Here is a 17,682-nt window from a genome sequence, read left to right on the forward strand (position 1 = left end):
AATTCCACACTGGATTATTGATTGTACCATTTGATCTTCTTATGTAGATTTACTATATCTCCAATTATAACGACGGCGGGAGGTTTTACATTATATTCTTTAGCTAAACTAACTATGTTACCTAAGTTGCCGGTAATTATTTTCTGATTGTTTAAGGTGCTATTTTGTATTATTGCTATTGGGGTTCTATCATCAATTTTTCCTCCTTTTATTTTATTTATGATCAATTCTAACTTTTCTGTTCCCATGTAGATAACTACGGTATCAACCGCTTCAGATAATTTATCCCATTTTACTTCAGGAGTTTTCTTTTCTGGATCCTCATGACCGGTAACGAATGCAACAGTGGAGCCATACTTTCTATGCGTCAGTGGGATCCCCGAATAATTAGCTGCCCCAATACCAGATGTAATCCCAGGAATGATTTCAAATGGGATTTGATTCTCAACCAATATCTCTGCTTCTTCACCTCCTCTCCCAAATATAAAAGGGTCACCGCCTTTGAGTCTTAATACACTTCTCCCCATTTTTGCATACTTTATCATCAACTCATTTGTCCTATTTTGATGGGTAGTCGGGTCCCCAACATTTCTACCGACGTATACTTTCTCTGATGAATCTGGAAAGAGTTTAATAATTTCATCTCCAATTAGTCTGTCATACAAGATTACATCAGCATGTTTTAACAATTCAAACGCTTTTATTGTCAATAATTTTGGATCACCGGGACCTGCTCCACAAATGTAAACTTTGCCCAATCTATCGTTGTTTTTCATTCTATCAACTCATCTAGTGTATCGATATTCATACTAGTATTATTCCATTCTTTTGTTATTTCTTTGGCACCTTTTGAAATTAATACTTCTGCTACCGTCTGACCCAATTTTCGTGGGTACGCAGCATTATATTGTTTCTTTACTTTAATGGATTTTCTTCCATCTAACGAATAAACTACGGCAAAAAGTGTCATCAATTTTTCCTTATTTTTTAAAGTCGCTAATGCTCCCATTGGAACTGTGCAACCTGCTCCGATACTTTCGGTAAGAGATCTTTCAGCCTGGATTTCTTTATATGAATTCTTGTGCTCAATTCGCTTTAGCATTTTTAAGAGGTCTTTATCATCTTTTCTACAAACAATTGCTAAGGCTCCTTGACCAGGGACCGGTGTAAAGCTCTGAATACTTAGTCTTTGTGTTATCTGATTTTTTATACCCAATCTCTTAATTCCTGCTTCTGCTAGGATTATTCCAGAGTAATGATTTTCTGTTGATTTATCTAATCTTGTTTCTATATTCCCCCTTATTGACTTTACCCTTAATTTCGGATACTTGGTTCTAATCTGTATAGCTCTTCTTATACTGCTTGTTCCTATTATAGAACCTGCTTCTAGCTCCTGAAGCTTTTTGTTATTTATACTGTTTATGAAAACATCGTTAGGTCTTTCTCTTTTGGGAATGCATGCTATTACTAACTGATCCGATATCCCTGCGTGAAGATCTTTAAGACTGTGTACTGCAAAATCAGCCTTATACTGAAGTAATCTTTCATTCACTTCTTTTTCAAATACTCCAGCTTGATTGATTACATAAAATGGTCTTTTATCTCTATCACCTTTAGTAGTAACTTTGTCCATTCTAATGTTTAGGTCAGGTTCAGTCTCTCTCAAAGATGAAACAACTAAGTTAGTTTGATAGGTGGCTAATTTGCTAGCTCTGGTAGCAACAACTATTTCCTTAATACTTTTTCACCTTCGCTAATGCCGTTTCATAAGCATCTAAAGTTTTTTCAAGATCTTCCTCATTATGTTGAGTTGAAATAAAACAGGTTTCAAATGGGGAGGGGGGGATAAATACACCTTTTGCGAGTAATATTTTAAACATATCCATAAAGAACTTTGTATTTGATGATTTTACTGAATAGTAGTTTCTTATTATTTTATCAGAAAAAAAAATTTGAAACATGGAGCCAATAGAATTTATGGTAGCATCAATTTTCTTGTCTTGTACCATATTTCTTAACGCTTCAACTAATTTGTCGCAAGTTCTGGCTACTATGGGATATATGATGTTCCTGTCTTCAATTAAGATCTCTAAAGTTTTCAGCGCTGCTGTTACTGAAATTGGATTCCCAGCGAATGTACTTGCTTGATATACCGATCCACGGGGAGCTAATCCCGACATTATTTCTCTGCTGCCTGCGAGAAGGGATATTGGATATCCATTTCCCAACGTTTTGGCAAATGTAGCCAAATCTGGTTTTATACCGAAAAATTCACTTGCTCCTCCCAAGGCTAATCTAAATCCGGTTACCACTTCATCAAATATCAAAACAATGTTGTTTTGTTTAGTTATGTTTCGTATACTATTAAGATAATCTTTTTCAGGAAGAATGAGACCTGTATTAGCCATTACTGGTTCAATTATGATGCAAGCAATGTCATTGTGATTCTGTTCATTATCTATCACCGATTTCAGGGACTCAATATCATTAAACGGAACGGTGATAGTTTTTGAGGCACTCTCTGATAATATGCCATCAGAATATTCTTGACCAGCTGCTCCCGAACCAGCTTTATTTAGGACATAATCATAAGCACCATGATATCCACCTTCAAATTTTATAATCTTTGTTTTTCTTGTAAATGCTCTTGCTATTCGAATAGAATGCATCGTTGCCTCTGCTCCAGTATTCATAATCCTTATCATTTCTGCACACGGAATTATTTTGGAACAAATTTCTGCTAGGAGAGTTTCCTTTTCCGTAGGTGTACAAAACAAGTTGCCTTTGTCTATCTGACTCTTTATTTCAGAGCCAATTTGTTGATTACAATGTCCTAGAAAAACCGATCCATAACCTAAGCAATAATCAATTAATACATTACCATCATTGGTAAATAGCCTACTTGCGTTGGCAGATTCAACAAAAAACGGGTACGGTTGAAAATATCTGACCGGACTATTAACCCCTCCTGGAATCACCTTGGATGCTTTTTCAAATAGAATACGTGATTTGTCAAATGTTATATCAGTCATAAGGTATAATGATATTGTTGGTTATATGTTCTAGATATACATTATCTATATATTGTTGCTTATTATGGTCCCCGGTCTAAAAAACGACAGACCTTCGATCTTTTTTTAATTGGAGTTTTGGATGATTCATTAATTGTTTCGAATTCCATTAGAGATACATTTCTACATATATACTTACTTTCATTAGCTACTATTCAGAGAATCGAAACGGATTCTGTTTTTCAATATGTTTACATTTGTTTAGCGTCATATTTATTATACAAGGAGTAATTACATTACAAATCTATATGCTATGCCTTATTCGTCAACAACAGGAAAGAGGCATTTTATAAATAGTAGAGCTGGACCTGTATAAGAAAACTAGTAAAAAATATCCTCAAAAGAAATCTATGAAGAACGCTGTCTCGCTGCTGGTACCAATATTGTTAATATTATTCCAATTATTGCTAGAATAATTCCTATTTCCTTGCTATGATATTTGCACAAGGAGGCAGCAAGTTTGAAATCAAATATAAAATTACTCCATTTATGGTAATAATAATTCCAGTAACTAAACTCACATTATATTTGTAACCTTGTTCGAATATCATTGTTAAGGGTAATCTAGTAGCAAGTATAAGGAATGCTCTACCAAAACGCGGACAATATTCCTGTATGATATTACATGTTGTATTGATACCATACTTTGACTTTCATTGTGATTTATTTTATAACGATTTTGGTTTACTGAAACTGAAACATCTAATTCCTAAATCTAAATACTTGACACTTTAGGAGTAAAAATGTAATCTAAATCATCTGCAACATAATCTTAAAAGCTAGCAGTTTGTTTCCTGATTTTGGTTTTTTTTCCAAATTTTCTTGCCTTCTCCAAAATCCGGTAGTAGGTCATTGTTTGATTAAAAACTAATGAAATAATGAATATAGTTGCGAGTATTACAGCCAGCATGAAAGTTAATTGCTGTAGAAAACTCATACCTATTAAAAAAACTAATACACTTATATGTCTAATCATTTAGATGTGTATTCTTAATTGCTCAACGAATAATTGGTTGTAAAATCCCATCAATAAATAATTATTTTTAAAAATTCAGATCGCCAAAAGTGGTTAGGCAGGAGACTTACCAGCTACCAGACTATTTCTATATGGATAGATCTTTTCAAAATACTCTAATTCCTGTTAATTTATCTTTAGTAAGAAATTCATAAAAGATAATAAAGGCAAATGTCCATATGAGTTAATGCAAAATTATGTAACATTAATTCTTGTTGTTATTATGATAGGTGGTTTTGCTTTTATAGGCGTTATTGCAACTACCACTTTGGCCCTGCCTCTTGACTTTCTTGACAACACTTATGTTTTTGGACCCATTACTGGATTGACTCAAGATAATAACGGTACAATTGATTGGGTACTGGCAGGGGTATGGAGAGCGAGTTTACCTAACGCTACTGATGCCTCCTCTAATACAAACAGTAGTTCATTTAATGCAGCAATCGAAATGATTCGACCTGATGGTACTGGTAGACATACACATACTGTAACTGATTTTACTCTATTAAATTCATCACAATCTGATACTAATTCTACATTCTACAATGGAACTTCCACTGTAAGCCTTGCCAAAGGACCAGCCCTTGACATTCCTACTTCCGTTACATTGTCGAATAAGAGTATAATATCCATATGGCTCGATCCTGAAAGTGTAGATCATCATTTTGGCGATTCACATACCATATTTGGAATAGTAGCAAGCCCTGAATTTGACAAATCCATCCAGAATTCTCCTCTACATAACGGAGCCGGCAATAATACACTGGATCATTAAATAACTGATTTTTTTCTTTTTATTTTTTGACTTTTAAAAAACTATTTAAATAATGCATCATTGATATTACGAGATGAAGCTTATTCCATTTGCTATTTTAAGCACACTTGTAATTGGTGTGCTGTTATTAACAGCGAGCCAATTCTCCGCATATGCACTCGAATTTGCACATAAAACTATGTGGGGAGAGAAAGGAGTTGCTCAAGGTCAATTTAACCAGGTTTCTGGTATAGGTGTTGACTCTGAAGATAATGTGTATGTATCAGATTTTGCTGGATATACAACCAAAATGATCCAAAAGTTTACTCCTAATGGCACATTTATCCTTGGTTTCGGTACTTTTGGCAATGGGCCACAGTACTTTACTAATCCTGCTGGCATCGCAATAAATTCTAATAATTCTGTTTACATTGCTGACTTTGGGAATCCAACGTATGCAATAAAAGAATTTACCTCCAATGGCACTTTTATTCGATCCATCGGTGGATTTGGCCTTGGCCCTGGATTATTTATTAATCCGGGTGGGGTTGGAGTGGACAAAGAAGATAACCTTTATGCAACAGATTTTGGAGAAAATAATAACGTACAGAAATTCGATCCGAATGGATTTTATGTGATGAGTTTCGGGTCTCCGGGTATCGGCAATGGTCAATTTAATAATCCTGCAGATGTAGCCGTGGATTCAAATAATAATATTTTTGTAAGTGATTCTAGTAACAACAGAGTACAAAAATTCGATCAGAATGGAAACTACTTGATGAAATTCGGAACCTTTGGATCGGGCAATGGTCAATTTAAAGCACCTATTGATTTAGCAATAGATCCTGCTAACAATGTCTACGTGTCAGATAGTGACAATAACAGGATTCAAGTTTTTGATAATAATGGTAACTATATCACTCAATTTGGAAATACAGGTGCATTACATGAAAGGATTGAGGATCCAGTCGGAATTGCGTTGGACTCCCAAGGGGATGTATACGTAGCTGATGGGAAAGACACAGACATTCATGTGTTCTCTCCAATACCTTAATTTTCTATAACTTCATAATTTTCTATATAGTATTATACTTGATTATCTAATGTTTGACTAAGCTATATTCTACTAAACTAAATTAAACTGTGTTTCATTCCTCTAACTATTCTTTAAAATTTCTGCCATTTTTTTTGCATAATAAGATATTATGATATTTGCACCTGCTCGTTTGATAGCAGTCAGAGATTCCGTTACAGCAAGATTTTCATCCATCCAATTATTCGATGCAGCTGCTTTTATCATAGAATATTCTCCAGATACACTGTATGCTGCTATAGGATGAAGAGTATTTTGTTTTGCAGCATAAATTAAATCTAAATTGGGTATCGCTGGTTTTATCATTAGTACATCTGCGCCTTCCTCTACATCGGATTTGATTTCTCTACTTGCTTCTCTTGAATTATTATAGCTCATTTGATATGACAATCTATTTCCAAATTCAGGTTTAGAGTGTGCTGCGTCTCTAAATGGCGAAAAAAACGATGATGCCTGTTTGGCAGAATATCCCATTATTAGTGTATCCTTAAATTCATTATCATCAAGAATATCTCTTATGGATTTTACTTGGCCATCCATCATGGCTGATGGTGCTACTATATCAGCACCGGCGACCGCATGGCTTAAAGCGGTCTTTGACAATATGTCCAAAGATTTGTCGTTATTTATCTCCTTTCCTTGGAAAATTCCGCAATGACCATGTGATGTATACTGGCATAGGCATACATCCGTAATTATGACTAATTTATCCCCATAGTTCTTCTTAATGGATTTGATTGTTTTTTGTACAATACCTTTGTCATTGAATGCATTTTTCCCATTCAGATCTTTCTTTCGTGGGATCCCAAAGAGAATTATTCCCTTAATTCCGAGACTTGAAATACAATCAATTTCTTCTATGATTTTATCAGGTGAATATCTAAATATTCCTGGCATTGATTCTATTTCCAGATTTTTGTTTATCCCCTCTTGTACAAATACGGGTATAACAAAGTCTTTTGGAGATAAACGTATCTCTTGAAGGAGTTCTCTTATAGCAGCAGTTTTTCTTAATCTCCTTAATCGCATTTTTGGAAAAAGTTCATAACTATAATGATTATTTGAGTTGAAAGTTGTGGTATCTATAAAATCGCTTTCTACACTTTGGTTCTTGTCCATGTTCCTTAATTTATCCACGTTACGGTTTTTCATAATTAAATAACTTTAAAGCCAAATTTATTAATTCATTTTCATTTTTATTACTTGTAAATTCTTTTCGTAAGTTATTCATAGGTGTAGATAGTATCCCTTCTACTAGTGCATATGAAAACTGTTCCAGTATCTTAACATCATCATCACTAACTCTATTACCAATCAATGATAAGGCCTTTTTAAATTCTTTATTCCTTATCGAATCTGCATTCTTGAATATGGTTATTATGGCTGGCTCCGAGCTTTTTCTTTTTAAAATTTCCTTGATTGCTATTAGTTCATCATCTATTATTTTTTCTGCCGATTGAATTTCTTTTTTCCTTCTTCCAACATTCTTCTCTACGATTTCTGAAATTTGATCGATATTTACCAATTTGATATTATTTAGAGTAGCAATTTTGTCTTCTACAGTTCTAGGATTTGATAAATCAAAAATCATTAATCCCTTGTTCCTGTTTTTCATCATATTGGCAATTCTCTCATATGTTAGTAAATAATACGGAGCAACAGTAGATATGAATACAATGTCTATATTGTCATTGATTTTTTCCAAGGCCGTTTCAAAAGGTATGGGAGAACCAGCTACAGTATCTGCAAATGATCGTGCTCTTTCAAAAGTTCTACTTGTAACAAAAAATTTCATATTTCTTTGTTTAAGGGCTTTCGCGATTAAACTAGCTCCTTCTCCAGAGCCAATAAGAAGAATCTCTTTTTCCTTTATGTCATCAAAATATTCATAGGCTAAATTTACTGCCATAGATCCAACCGACGTGCTTCCTTTGTTAATACCTGTTAAAGTTCTAACTCTACTTCCTATTTTTATTGTCTTGTCAAAAAGTATGTTTAGATTCGGACCTGCAAACCCGTTTTTTCTTGAAAACTCTAGGGATCTTTTGACCTGACCTAAAATTTGATCCTCTCCTACTACTAACGAATCTAGCCCAGATGTTAAGTTCACCAGATGTTTTAAAGCTTCTTCTCCATCGTTTATTATTATGTTATTTTTCACTTGATCTGCTGGTAAATTTATTAGAGAAGACCATGCATTGATCAAATTATCATAATCGGGATTTAGCCCTACACCATAAATTTCAACGCGATTACATGTCTGTAAAATTATACATTCTTGCAAATCAGCTAAATTCAGCAGGTGCTGATGAGCATCAAAAACATCTTTAAAAGCAAATTTTTCTAATATGTGAATAGGGGAGTTTTTAAATGTGACTCTAATATTGACAAATTGTGATGATTGTACTCCAAGATATAGCGTCATCTGCCTTTATTATCCTCCCATTTATCTAATGTATTAATAATTCTTTCTTTGACCTTATTCATGTTATTTTTTGCTACTAATTCTTGAATCTCTTGATCGTCTACTAAACTATACAAAAACATCCTTCTTTCATGCTGATTCTTTATGTAGTTTCTTACATGTTCTCTGGCAAATTCTTGAATTTTAATATTATCTGTATCTTTTTTCCCTATTATATTTTTTATAGCATTTTCAATTCTATCTCTGATAATCTTGCTCATCAAGGGGCTTTTTCCTGACGTGGAGATTGCTATCTGAATAGTTTCATCAATATTTATTATAGATGTGAAAAAGAAATCACTTGATGAGGCATCATCCATGCTATAAGAAAGTATGCCCTTCTCCTTTGCCCTAGCTATAATTTTTTTGTTCAAAAATGGATCATTAGTGGACGCAAAAACTATAAAAATATCGCTAAATTCGTCTATGATATTTGGATCTTCAATTTTTCTCCTTATTATTATGATTGGGGTGTTTTTACCCTCTATTTCGTATAGTGATTCATTGACAGTTTCGCTTACTATTATTATTTTACAATCCTGATTAGACAACGATTTTATCCTCTTTGCACCTTCCATGCCCGCCCCAATTACCAAGATATTCCTGCCTTTCAAGTTTAAATCAACAATCACATCTATTACAGATCGTTTTCAATTTGATTTAATATAGTTTATTTAATAAACTAGATTATCTCAGACTCTAAATAATAAACTAGAATTTCTGTGTCCATTCTTTATCGTTTGCTTAGTCCAATTGTGTATTTTTTTAAATTACCTTTAACATTGTTTAGTCCGAATTATTAGCATTATTGAAATATTGGAATAGATAAGATATTGTATATTTGAATTTTAGTCCAGATTCTAGTCCGTTTTTTAATACTAAGTCAAATAAAAGTCCTTTTTCTTTAGATTTATTACCTAATTTACCTGATGATACGATAAGGTTATTAAAAGAGTCAGGCTTTTTGTCCATAAAGGATCTGGTTATTGAGGGACCGATTGAAATTTCTGCTAGAGTTGGAATCAATATCGATGATTCTATCTTCATTTATAATCAATCTATTACATTTCTTGAGGATCTAGGAATAATGGAAAAGCGATTTACCCCAGCTACAACCTTGTATCACAAACGAAAAAAAATTGGAAGGATTTCTACTGGTTCTAAGAACTTCGACAAACTTCTTGGCGGTGGAATTGAAACTAATGCTATTACTGAGGTCTATGGGGAATTTGGAACTGGGAAAACGCAGTTATGTCATACTGCTTGTGTAATGGTGCAACTTGATCATTCGGATGGTGGGCTAGAAGGCGGAGCACTCTATATTGATACCGAAAATACTTTTAGACCGGAAAGAATTGATGCCATTTCGAGAGCCCGTGCCCTAAACCCCACTAAAGTTCTTGATAACATTGTGGTTGCAAAGGCGTACAGTAGTTCGCATCAGGAACTAATATTGTCTGAGTCAAGCAAAATAATTGAATCTCAAGATATAAAGTTAATGATATTTGATTCTGCAATTTCTTTATACCGTTCCGAATTTCTGGGATTATCTACACTATCAATCCGTCAACAGCGATTGAATAAGTTAGTTCACACTATTATGAGGATCGCTCAAACTCACCAAATCGCCGTCTTACTAACCAATCAGGTTCAATCATCACCAGAGTCGGGTTTTGCTGGGAATGCCTTTAAAGCTGCTGGAGGAAATATCTTCGCACATTCTAGTACATACCGGATTTTCCTGAGAAAGGCAGACAGAAATCGGATCGCTAGAATTGTCGATTCACCAAATCACCCTGAGAGTGAAATTTTGTTTACAATAGGAGAATCTGGAATTTCTGATCCTATAAAAAATAAAACATAAGTAGAGATATTGTATTTTATTGTAAATAATTTTTATTAGGGTATTTATGAAAAGATGTTATGCCCTCATCACACGGAACTAGAAGGAAATCTCGATCGATATTAACAAAATCTAACAAAATTACAGGTATATCATATTTGCTTATCGAATATAAACCAGGTGATAAAGTTGTAATTGATATAGATCCAAGCGAGCATAATACTATGCCTCATAGACGTTTTCAGGGCAAAGTTGGAGTAATCGAGCATGTTGGCAGACGAATCGTTAGAGTCGTCGTAGTGTTCGGAAGTAAGCCAAAGTACTTGCAAACAAAACTTAACCATATTCGACCCATAGTTGTCTAACTAACTAAAAAGTGTGTGCTTGATTTGCCCGAAGTAATAAAAAGAGAGATCGTCACTTTGTCTGAAGTGAAAAAAATATTAGAGACAATTCCTGTGGATGAAATGGATCAAATTCAACGTTGGACATTTGATTACTCTAAGAAGTTTTCAAAGGTTGATTACGAGCCAGCTAAAGAAATGGTCGATAGGCTTGTGGCTGAGGGTGATTTGACCAATGAAGAGTCTGTAGAATTGGTAAATGTAATGCCACGTTCCATAGAAGAATTAAGGGCTTTTACCTTTGGGTGGAAAAAATTAATAGTTACAGAAAAACTTGAAAAGATAAAATCCATTTTACTCTCTAATAATGAGAATAATGGGGACGAACAACTTCAATCCCAAGTTGAAAGTTAAATAAAAAGTCATTACTTATATATTTGTAAAGGTAAAACAAATTTTGTCAAGGTATAATTCAAACAGAGATAATTATAGTAGACATGGTGATACTTTTTCTCCACGAAAATTCGAAGAATATGCTTATATTTTAGACTATATCCAAAATGGAAAATCCTCAATAGTGAGAATGAGAGAAGGAGTAATTATTCATGCAATAGGTGAAGAGCATTTAACGTTATTAGAATTATTAGGAATTAGTAACGAAAAATTTAGTATTGGTGAACGTGTTTATATCGGTAAAGATGGACGCGAGAAAATTATTAGCGTATTGGGCAGACTTGATTATAATCATATTTCTCAATCCGCAAAAAATGAATTACCAATTGTAATTGAAAAAATAGTGAATGTAAATGAAAAACGATTTATAGATTATTTCAATTCTGCTCAGCCAATGACACCAAGGGTTCATTCCCTTGAGCTTATCCCTGGAATAGGTAAAACATACATGAAGTCGATATTGGATGAAAGGGATAAGCGAAAATTCGAATCATTTTCAGATTTACAAAATAGGACTGGATTACGAGATGTAACAAAATTAATTGCAAAAAGAATATATGATGAAATTTCTGGCGAAACGCGCATGAATATCTTTGTGAGAAAATAGGGATAATTTTTATTCCAGAATTTTCACAATAATTAATCCAAAGAAATAAGGTCACAACATTTCTCGACTCACATTGAAAAAATCGACCAAATTAGGACAAAATTTTCTCATAGATCATACTATAACAAGAAAAATAATTCAGGAATCTAGAATCAATATAGATGATGTGATATACGAAGTTGGAACAGGAAAGGGCATACTTACTACAGAGCTATGTAAAATTTCGAAATTTGTTCATTCATTTGAACTGGATTCTGCTCTGTACTCTCATTGTAAGAAAAATTTGAAACATGCGAATTTGGCATTAAATCATTTGGATGGTTTTAATGAAAATCTGACCATTCCCTTTGATATTTTTTTCTCCAGTTTGCCTTATTATGAGAGTCGAAACGCAGTAACATGGCTATGTCAAAAAAATTTTAAAAGGGGAATAATCCTGTTACAACGTGAATTTGTTGAGAAACTTCTCTCAAAGCCTGGAGAGAAGAATTATAGGGCTATTTCTATATTGTCTCAGTATAGGTTCTCAATCAATAAATTACTTGATGTTCCTCGTACGTCATTTTCACCAATGCCAAAAGTTGACTCGGTCTTGATCGAGATAAGTCCAAAAACATTACCCTTGACAAATAAAGTCATTAAGGACATTCACTTCTTGTTGTCCTTTAGGAAAAAGACTACCTCATTTATAGTCAATTATTTTAGAAAGAATTATGCCCAAGATTTAAACAGTTTTGATCATAATGGGTTTGGAAAAAATAAACTGATAAAATTGTCTCCAGAAGAAATAGTTCGATTTAGTTCCTACCTGAATAATACCTTTAATAAACAAATAATGGCAAATTGATTCATTAACCAGCCATAAATTTAAGAAGGAAGAATTAATTTCTAAACCCAGTGATCTTATTTGCTATTTCCTTTTGTTCTCTCCATAGTCTTGTATAACTAAGGATATTCTAAGTTGAAACAAGATCCGTCTAATGTTTATCTTGATTTGTCTATTTTTACGATGAACCTTACCGAAGGGAATACAAATTATCAAGATCTTAATTTGGTATGCTACCCATTCCAGCCAATAAACTTGTTCGCAATCATCCGAATGTGAGAAAAAATCCTGATTCATAAAGATAGAATATTAATAGAAATAAGGTGCACTTATCATAATGCTTAACTTTTTTACTACTTGCAATATTGTGAATTATATATGGGTTTCTGCAACTATTTTATAATCGAATATATTAGAAACATTTAGAAATTTGTATTAAAAAGAGATAGTTTGTGTTGTCTTGATTGGCGAATACAATATACTAATTCAAAGTATTCATTCGATTTCATCAATTTTATGGTGGAGTGTTACCTTAATTGTTGTCACTATTATTAGACCTTTAAACGGAGGGGGCAATCTGTCCATAATCTTGCCGCGTGTTCGTAAACTTGTGATATTTACCTCTACTATTTCTATCATAAGTGGATTTGGCCTATTTGGCCTCAATTCAAATTTCCAATTTGAGGATTTGATTCATACAACAAAGGGTAACGTCATTTTATTTAGCGGTTCTTTGTCTCTAATAGTATATTATCATGTCTTGTCTGGATCAAAGCCCAATTCAGTGGCATCAAAGTTGCATAAAGTGTTAAAATTGACTAGATTTATACCTTATATCATGTTCGGTTTTCTTACTACTGCCTTGGTATCAATGTTCATTGCCTCTGCGATCATATTTTAGATGACATCAGACTTTAGAACTGTAAATTCTACGTTGCTTTACTTGTTGGTATTTAATAATACATTGCAAAATTCCTCTTTCCTACTTATTTGATGATAATTTTATTTTACTATCAGGATGGGACAATGGGCATAGGTAGAAATTCCGGAGGCTACGCTTCCTACTATTAGTTTTTTCCATCCGGATTTGCCTTTGGATCCAATAATTATTAAATTAATATTTTCCTTCTCAGCATATGTTAGGATCCCTTCTACTATTGATATTACAGTAAACACCACTTCAGTTTTAATATGTACCTTTTTTTCCTCAGCTCTCTTGTTTATTTCTTCAAACCATTTTTCTGCTTCTTGCTTTGCGTCAAGGTTTAGATCATTTAAAGAGCTTGATGTAATAGCCCCAGCTACTGTTTCTTTGTGAAAAGCAAATCCTGATTGTGAATACAAGACATGCAACGCTAATAGCTCACTTTTGTATTTATCCGCTAGGTCTATAGCATAATTAATGGCTTTCATAGAATTTGGAGAACCATCTACAGGGATCAAAATCTTACTAAATATATTATTATTCAAGTTCATCTATGAAAACATTTTCGAACATAAAACTATTTTTTCAATGATCTCGATTCAATATTTAACATTAGATGTTCGTTTATCAAAAATAACAGTCGGTTGTTAGATGAATCTCAAAAAAAATAATTTAACACTTTTTGAATTTATTAATTACATTTTATATCTGACACTTGATTTACGTGGTACACTTTCCAGATAATAAGACTTATATTCAATTTTCAATAACAATCTTGTGATTGTCAAGAACCTACAATCACATTTCTGTCGCCTACTCTGTGACCGGCATTCTTGCATGTATAATACTTTTACTAGTCTCTTTCAATTTATCCTATGCCGTGGACCACCCCGACCCCAATACAACCGGTAATCCAAGGGCCTATGTCAAAAATTATTCATCCTATCTTGATGCTGACAATAACACCATAATTATTGGTTCCGTTGCAAAGTCTGATTATCAGATTTACCCCCAAAATGTTACAGTAGGTATCTTAACATATAACAATATTACAGCAAGCGATGAAATCATTGCTGAAAAACCTTACAATACAATATTGTCTAAAAATAATGAGCCATTTCCATTCAAATTTAAATTAAATTCTACCATTTTTCCTTTAGCGGCAGAAGCAGAGCCGTTTATTCTTAAGAGTGAAAACGTCAGTATGCCTACCACTAAACTAAATACGATCAAATTGGATTATCCTGCGATCCCACAAGGTAAAAATAAGGAATTATTTGGCAACATAACTAACACTAGTCCTGTAACAATCAATAACATCACCTTGTTTGCAATTGTAAATGACAGAAATAGCATACAAATTGACTCTGCACGGACCCTTATACCTGTTTTAAAACCCTTTGAACAAGTGCAGTTTTCATTTACACCCGACCCTGCTATAAAGGATAGAGTTTATTTTTATAGTTGTGTTGGAGGTGACATCGATGATATGAAAATTGATGAATTCAAAATTGTCAATATATCTGCTACAAAAATATTGGGATATAAATTTTCAGCACTAGTTCAAATCGATTCGATGAATTATAATGATAGCAGTAAACAGTTTAATTTTGCGATAAATAATATTTATCCATACCCCGGATCACTATCGGTAGAGTTGATGCCTGTCCAAAATAGTCCTATTTCCATCATGATGGACGGATCGCCTTACCAGGCTACAAATCTAAAAAACACCAACAATAAAACATCAATAGATTTGTCGATACCCAAAGGTGTCCATGATGTTGCAATATTAAACATAGAGAAGTAACACATAGTATTCAACACTTGAAAGGACGATGGTGGATGAATGCGTAAGGACACTGGATGAATGCGTAAGGACACTGGTTACAATTTAAGCTCTCAAGGCAAACTATTTCTCAAGAATCACTAAACAACCAGCCGAAATTATTAAATTAGATGGTTTTGGTCAAATTATGTATAATTTACCTCATCAATGATGTTAAGGACTGATGATCCCTTTTCATAATCCAGTCACCCTATGTTGGTTATAACTAAAGGTAATACCAATGATAGAGTAATTCTTAATATTTATAGAATTATTCTCTTGGTGATGATGGATGCAGAGTATATTATTAAAAAACTAGGCTTAGATATGCATGTCTCTGAGGGTGGATATTTTAAAGAATCATATCGTTCCCTTGATATGATATCTAATAATGGATTTCATAAGAAGAAATACGAACATGAGATTTCTAAAGAGACACCTTGTCCAGAAAAAATGCGTCCTGCTTCAACTTTAATATATTATTTGTTGGTTGGAAATCAATACTCTGCTATTCATAGGGTCCGGAGCGATGAAATTTGGCATTTCTATTTGGGTAGTCCTGTTACCATTCATATAATTAACGATGATCGTATTAATCCAATAATTCAACTTGGCAATAATCTTGAAAAAGGAGAAAATATTCATTACGTAGTAACAAAGGATACTTGGTTTTGTGCCGAAATAAACAACAAGACATCCTTTGCACTGATGGGTTGTACCGTTTCTCCAGGATTTGATCTTGAAGATTTTGAATTAGGTAAAAAGGATAAATTACTACTCCAGTATCCCCAACATCAGGAACTCATAGAAAGATTTTCAAAACAATGAAACCAATATCAAAATTCTATTTTTTTATTAGGCAGCTAAGATGATCTCATAATATACGTGATATTAATGGTAAATGTTACTCATTGCATTTACGGCATTATATCAATTAGACGATCTACCAAAATCTTAAACAGTTTATTCGATTTTAATGGATAGCCTTTATTCTGATGATATACTTATTTTGTATTTCTTTCTACATAGTTTGTGGATTTGCTCTTCGATATCTTTTGTTGTAGATATCATTTGCTCCTCTAGTCCTGTTTTTTGCTTACTAGTCTCATCTTTCCTTTGATTTTCAGACATGATCATTCTTTCCGCTTCTTTTCTTTCCGCTTCTTTTCTCTTTAATTCGTCTAGGACTGCTATTTTGTCTTTATCCTTTAGTCGATCTACTCTTGAATCTAACTCTTTGATCTCAGATTTAAATTTGGGTAATTCGTCCATTAGCATGTCAAAGTATTGTAATACCTTTTTAGAATCTTTTAATACAATTTTGTTACTCCTTACAGATTCTTTGATATCTTTTAGTAGTGTTATGTATTCTGACATATTTGTTTTGGAAACTATTTCTGAAGGTTTATTTACAATTGTATCTATTTTTTCTACCGTTCCTCTTGATAGTCCATAAGAATATTTATTTGCTGCTTTTGTCAAATGGCTGGAAATTTCGTAGAGTTCATTAATAGATTTCTTTCTCCTCTTGTCAATTTCTTCCTTTTCCTGTAGGTATTTTAAACATTTACTATAGTCTGAAGAGGATTTTATTGAATTAATTTCCTTTTCTCTCCTATCTTTTCCTTCTTGAAGTTGTCTAATCTTTTGATCAAGATTTTTTATTGCAATATTAGTTCTGTTAATCTCATCTATTTTGGAATGCATACCTAAGAGGCTAGATCTACATTGTTCTATCATTTTTCTTTCATCAGTTATCTGTTCATATTCGTCGTTTAATTTTTCAGAACTATCACTTATTCTTTTTAATTCTCCCCTTAAACTATTTGCATGTTTTTTCATAAAGGTATTGACGATTCTGCTATGCGAGCTTGTAACTTCGCCGAACCTGTTTATTGATGCATCCACTGAATCTTTGTATTTTATGAAATCTTCAAAGGTCTTGGGAATGGGTAGAATGTTGGAAGATTCACGTTTCAATGCCCTCACAATGGTATTTTTTGTATTCTGCACCAAGGGCATCAGCTTTTCCTCTTCCGTATCAATAACTTCAGCGTCCAACTCCTCTGCAATAATATTAATGCGTTGAAAGGCTAGATTCGTGTCCTCAAATGTCTTTTCCAAATTAGTCAAAAGATTCTTCGAGATCCTTCCTTCACTCTTTTCTAACTCTTTTATAGCGTCCTCAATAGTAATTTTATTGTCTTGGGCCTGAACTATCGGTATTGTTGAATTTGAAGTACCAGCTCCAGCACCACTCTTTTTACTACTTAGTTTTGAAATATCTTTATCTCTTTTCTTAAAAAAATTAAACGAGGGCATGAATCTATATTAATTTCGACAAAAATAAGTATATATGTTAACGGAAAATTCAATTTTTTCCACGCCATCTTAGATCATTATACGACTTTGGGATGATAAGACATCATTCATGAATTACTAAAATCTGGTTAACGGTC

The 17,682-nt window shown here is 33.2% G+C and carries 18 protein-coding genes; 10 read left to right on the plus strand and 8 right to left on the minus strand.

The annotated features are described in order from the left end of the window. Positions 1–14: 14 nt before the first annotated feature. Genes cobA through NMY3_RS05595 form a run of 3 tightly spaced genes read right to left on the minus strand, consistent with a single transcriptional unit; the run spans position 15 to position 3,032 of the window. Positions 15–776, minus strand: coding sequence for a uroporphyrinogen-III C-methyltransferase (gene cobA / locus NMY3_RS05585; RefSeq protein WP_196817932.1), 762 nt, complete (start codon positions 774–776; stop codon positions 15–17). After that, entirely contained in the window at positions 773–1,738 is a 966-nt protein-coding gene (gene hemC / locus NMY3_RS05590) for a hydroxymethylbilane synthase (RefSeq protein ID WP_196818482.1), read from the minus strand. Before hemC ends, cobA begins: the two co-directional genes overlap by 4 nt. Further along, positions 1,734–3,032, minus strand: a complete 1,299-nt coding sequence (locus tag NMY3_RS05595) for an aspartate aminotransferase family protein (RefSeq protein ID WP_196817933.1) — start codon at positions 3,030–3,032, stop codon at positions 1,734–1,736. The genes hemC and NMY3_RS05595 overlap by 5 nt, the downstream gene beginning before the upstream one ends. Before the next feature lie 1,241 nt (positions 3,033–4,273). On the opposite strand from NMY3_RS05595, the gene NMY3_RS05600 reads away from it, so the two are divergent. Together NMY3_RS05600 and NMY3_RS05605 are read left to right on the plus strand one after the other, a co-directional pair. Then, positions 4,274–4,861, plus strand: a complete 588-nt coding sequence (locus NMY3_RS05600; protein ID WP_196817934.1) for a hypothetical protein — start codon at positions 4,274–4,276, stop codon at positions 4,859–4,861. A gap of 73 nt (positions 4,862–4,934) precedes the next feature. After that, entirely contained in the window at positions 4,935–5,894 is a 960-nt protein-coding gene (locus NMY3_RS05605; protein ID WP_196817935.1) for a 6-bladed beta-propeller, read from the plus strand. A 102-nt stretch (positions 5,895–5,996) separates the two neighbouring features. Here the strand turns inward: NMY3_RS05605 and hemB are convergent, their stop codons facing one another. The 3 genes from hemB to NMY3_RS05620 form a co-directional block, all read right to left on the minus strand. Then, on the minus strand, positions 5,997–6,962 hold the full coding sequence (gene hemB / locus NMY3_RS05610) for a porphobilinogen synthase (protein ID WP_425319395.1): 966 nt from the start codon (positions 6,960–6,962) through the stop codon (positions 5,997–5,999). A gap of 109 nt (positions 6,963–7,071) precedes the next feature. Next, positions 7,072–8,358, minus strand: a complete 1,287-nt coding sequence (hemA, locus tag NMY3_RS05615) for a glutamyl-tRNA reductase (protein WP_196817936.1) — start codon at positions 8,356–8,358, stop codon at positions 7,072–7,074. Further along, a complete protein-coding gene (locus NMY3_RS05620) occupies positions 8,355–9,029 on the minus strand; it encodes a precorrin-2 dehydrogenase/sirohydrochlorin ferrochelatase family protein (protein WP_196817937.1) in 675 nt (224 codons plus the stop codon). Before NMY3_RS05620 ends, hemA begins: the two co-directional genes overlap by 4 nt. 209 nt (positions 9,030–9,238) lie before the next feature. On the opposite strand from NMY3_RS05620, the gene radA reads away from it, so the two are divergent. The 6 genes from radA (at position 9,239) to NMY3_RS05650 (ending at position 13,371) form a co-directional block, all read left to right on the plus strand. Beyond that, positions 9,239–10,261 (plus strand): DNA repair and recombination protein RadA, encoded by a 1,023-nt coding sequence (gene radA, locus NMY3_RS05625; protein WP_196817938.1) that lies wholly within the window; start codon positions 9,239–9,241, stop codon positions 10,259–10,261. A 59-nt stretch (positions 10,262–10,320) separates the two neighbouring features. Further along, positions 10,321–10,605, plus strand: a complete 285-nt coding sequence (locus NMY3_RS05630) for a hypothetical protein (RefSeq protein ID WP_196817939.1) — start codon at positions 10,321–10,323, stop codon at positions 10,603–10,605. Between the two features lie 24 nt (positions 10,606–10,629). Then, the gene (locus tag NMY3_RS05635) at positions 10,630–10,998 is read left to right on the plus strand and encodes an RNA polymerase Rpb4 (RefSeq protein ID WP_196817940.1); all 369 of its coding nucleotides are present in this window, start codon (positions 10,630–10,632) and stop codon (positions 10,996–10,998) included. Positions 10,999–11,041: 43 nt separating this feature from the next. Continuing rightward, positions 11,042–11,644 carry a DUF655 domain-containing protein gene (locus NMY3_RS05640; protein ID WP_231100347.1) on the plus strand — a complete coding sequence of 201 codons (603 nt, stop codon included), beginning with the start codon at positions 11,042–11,044 and terminating at the stop codon, positions 11,642–11,644. Positions 11,645–11,717: 73 nt separating this feature from the next. Further along, positions 11,718–12,491 carry a ribosomal RNA small subunit methyltransferase A gene (locus NMY3_RS05645; protein WP_196817941.1) on the plus strand — a complete coding sequence of 258 codons (774 nt, stop codon included), beginning with the start codon at positions 11,718–11,720 and terminating at the stop codon, positions 12,489–12,491. 439 nt (positions 12,492–12,930) lie between these two features. Then, positions 12,931–13,371, plus strand: a complete 441-nt coding sequence (locus NMY3_RS05650) for a hypothetical protein (RefSeq protein WP_196817942.1) — start codon at positions 12,931–12,933, stop codon at positions 13,369–13,371. 101 nt (positions 13,372–13,472) lie between these two features. On the opposite strand, the gene NMY3_RS05655 is transcribed toward NMY3_RS05650, so the two are convergent. Further along, the gene (locus tag NMY3_RS05655) at positions 13,473–13,940 is read right to left on the minus strand and encodes a universal stress protein (protein WP_196817943.1); all 468 of its coding nucleotides are present in this window, start codon (positions 13,938–13,940) and stop codon (positions 13,473–13,475) included. 236 nt (positions 13,941–14,176) lie between these two features. On the opposite strand from NMY3_RS05655, the gene NMY3_RS05660 reads away from it, so the two are divergent. Further along, on the plus strand, positions 14,177–15,205 hold the full coding sequence (locus NMY3_RS05660) for a hypothetical protein (protein WP_196817944.1): 1,029 nt from the start codon (positions 14,177–14,179) through the stop codon (positions 15,203–15,205). 231 nt (positions 15,206–15,436) lie between these two features. Continuing rightward, entirely contained in the window at positions 15,437–16,051 is a 615-nt protein-coding gene (locus NMY3_RS05665; protein ID WP_196817945.1) for a cupin domain-containing protein, read from the plus strand. A gap of 159 nt (positions 16,052–16,210) precedes the next feature. On the opposite strand, the gene NMY3_RS05670 is transcribed toward NMY3_RS05665, so the two are convergent. Continuing rightward, positions 16,211–17,545 carry a hypothetical protein gene (locus NMY3_RS05670; RefSeq protein WP_196817946.1) on the minus strand — a complete coding sequence of 445 codons (1,335 nt, stop codon included), beginning with the start codon at positions 17,543–17,545 and terminating at the stop codon, positions 16,211–16,213. Between the last annotated feature and the right edge of the window lie 137 nt (positions 17,546–17,682).

The sequence above is a fragment of the Candidatus Nitrosocosmicus oleophilus genome (genome assembly GCF_000802205.1).
Classification (GTDB): Archaea; Thermoproteota; Nitrososphaeria; order Nitrososphaerales; family Nitrososphaeraceae; genus Nitrosocosmicus; species Nitrosocosmicus oleophilus.

Bases quoted from the DNA above. Each gene is read 5' to 3' on its own strand.
- hemB (WP_425319395.1), bottom strand. From the start codon at position 6,962: ATGCGATTAAGGAGATTAAGAAAAACTGCTGCTATAAGAGAACTCCTT.
- NMY3_RS05670 (WP_196817946.1), bottom strand. From the start codon at position 17,545: ATGCCCTCGTTTAATTTTTTTAAGAAAAGAGATAAAGATATTTCAAAA.
- NMY3_RS05665 (WP_196817945.1), top strand. From the start codon at position 15,437: ATGTTGGTTATAACTAAAGGTAATACCAATGATAGAGTAATTCTTAAT.
- NMY3_RS05600 (WP_196817934.1), top strand. From the start codon at position 4,274: ATGCAAAATTATGTAACATTAATTCTTGTTGTTATTATGATAGGTGGT.
- hemA (WP_196817936.1), bottom strand. From the start codon at position 8,358: ATGACGCTATATCTTGGAGTACAATCATCACAATTTGTCAATATTAGA.
- cobA (WP_196817932.1), bottom strand. From the start codon at position 776: ATGAAAAACAACGATAGATTGGGCAAAGTTTACATTTGTGGAGCAGGT.
- NMY3_RS05605 (WP_196817935.1), top strand. From the start codon at position 4,935: ATGAAGCTTATTCCATTTGCTATTTTAAGCACACTTGTAATTGGTGTG.
- NMY3_RS05595 (WP_196817933.1), bottom strand. From the start codon at position 3,032: ATGACTGATATAACATTTGACAAATCACGTATTCTATTTGAAAAAGCA.
- NMY3_RS05630 (WP_196817939.1), top strand. From the start codon at position 10,321: ATGCCCTCATCACACGGAACTAGAAGGAAATCTCGATCGATATTAACA.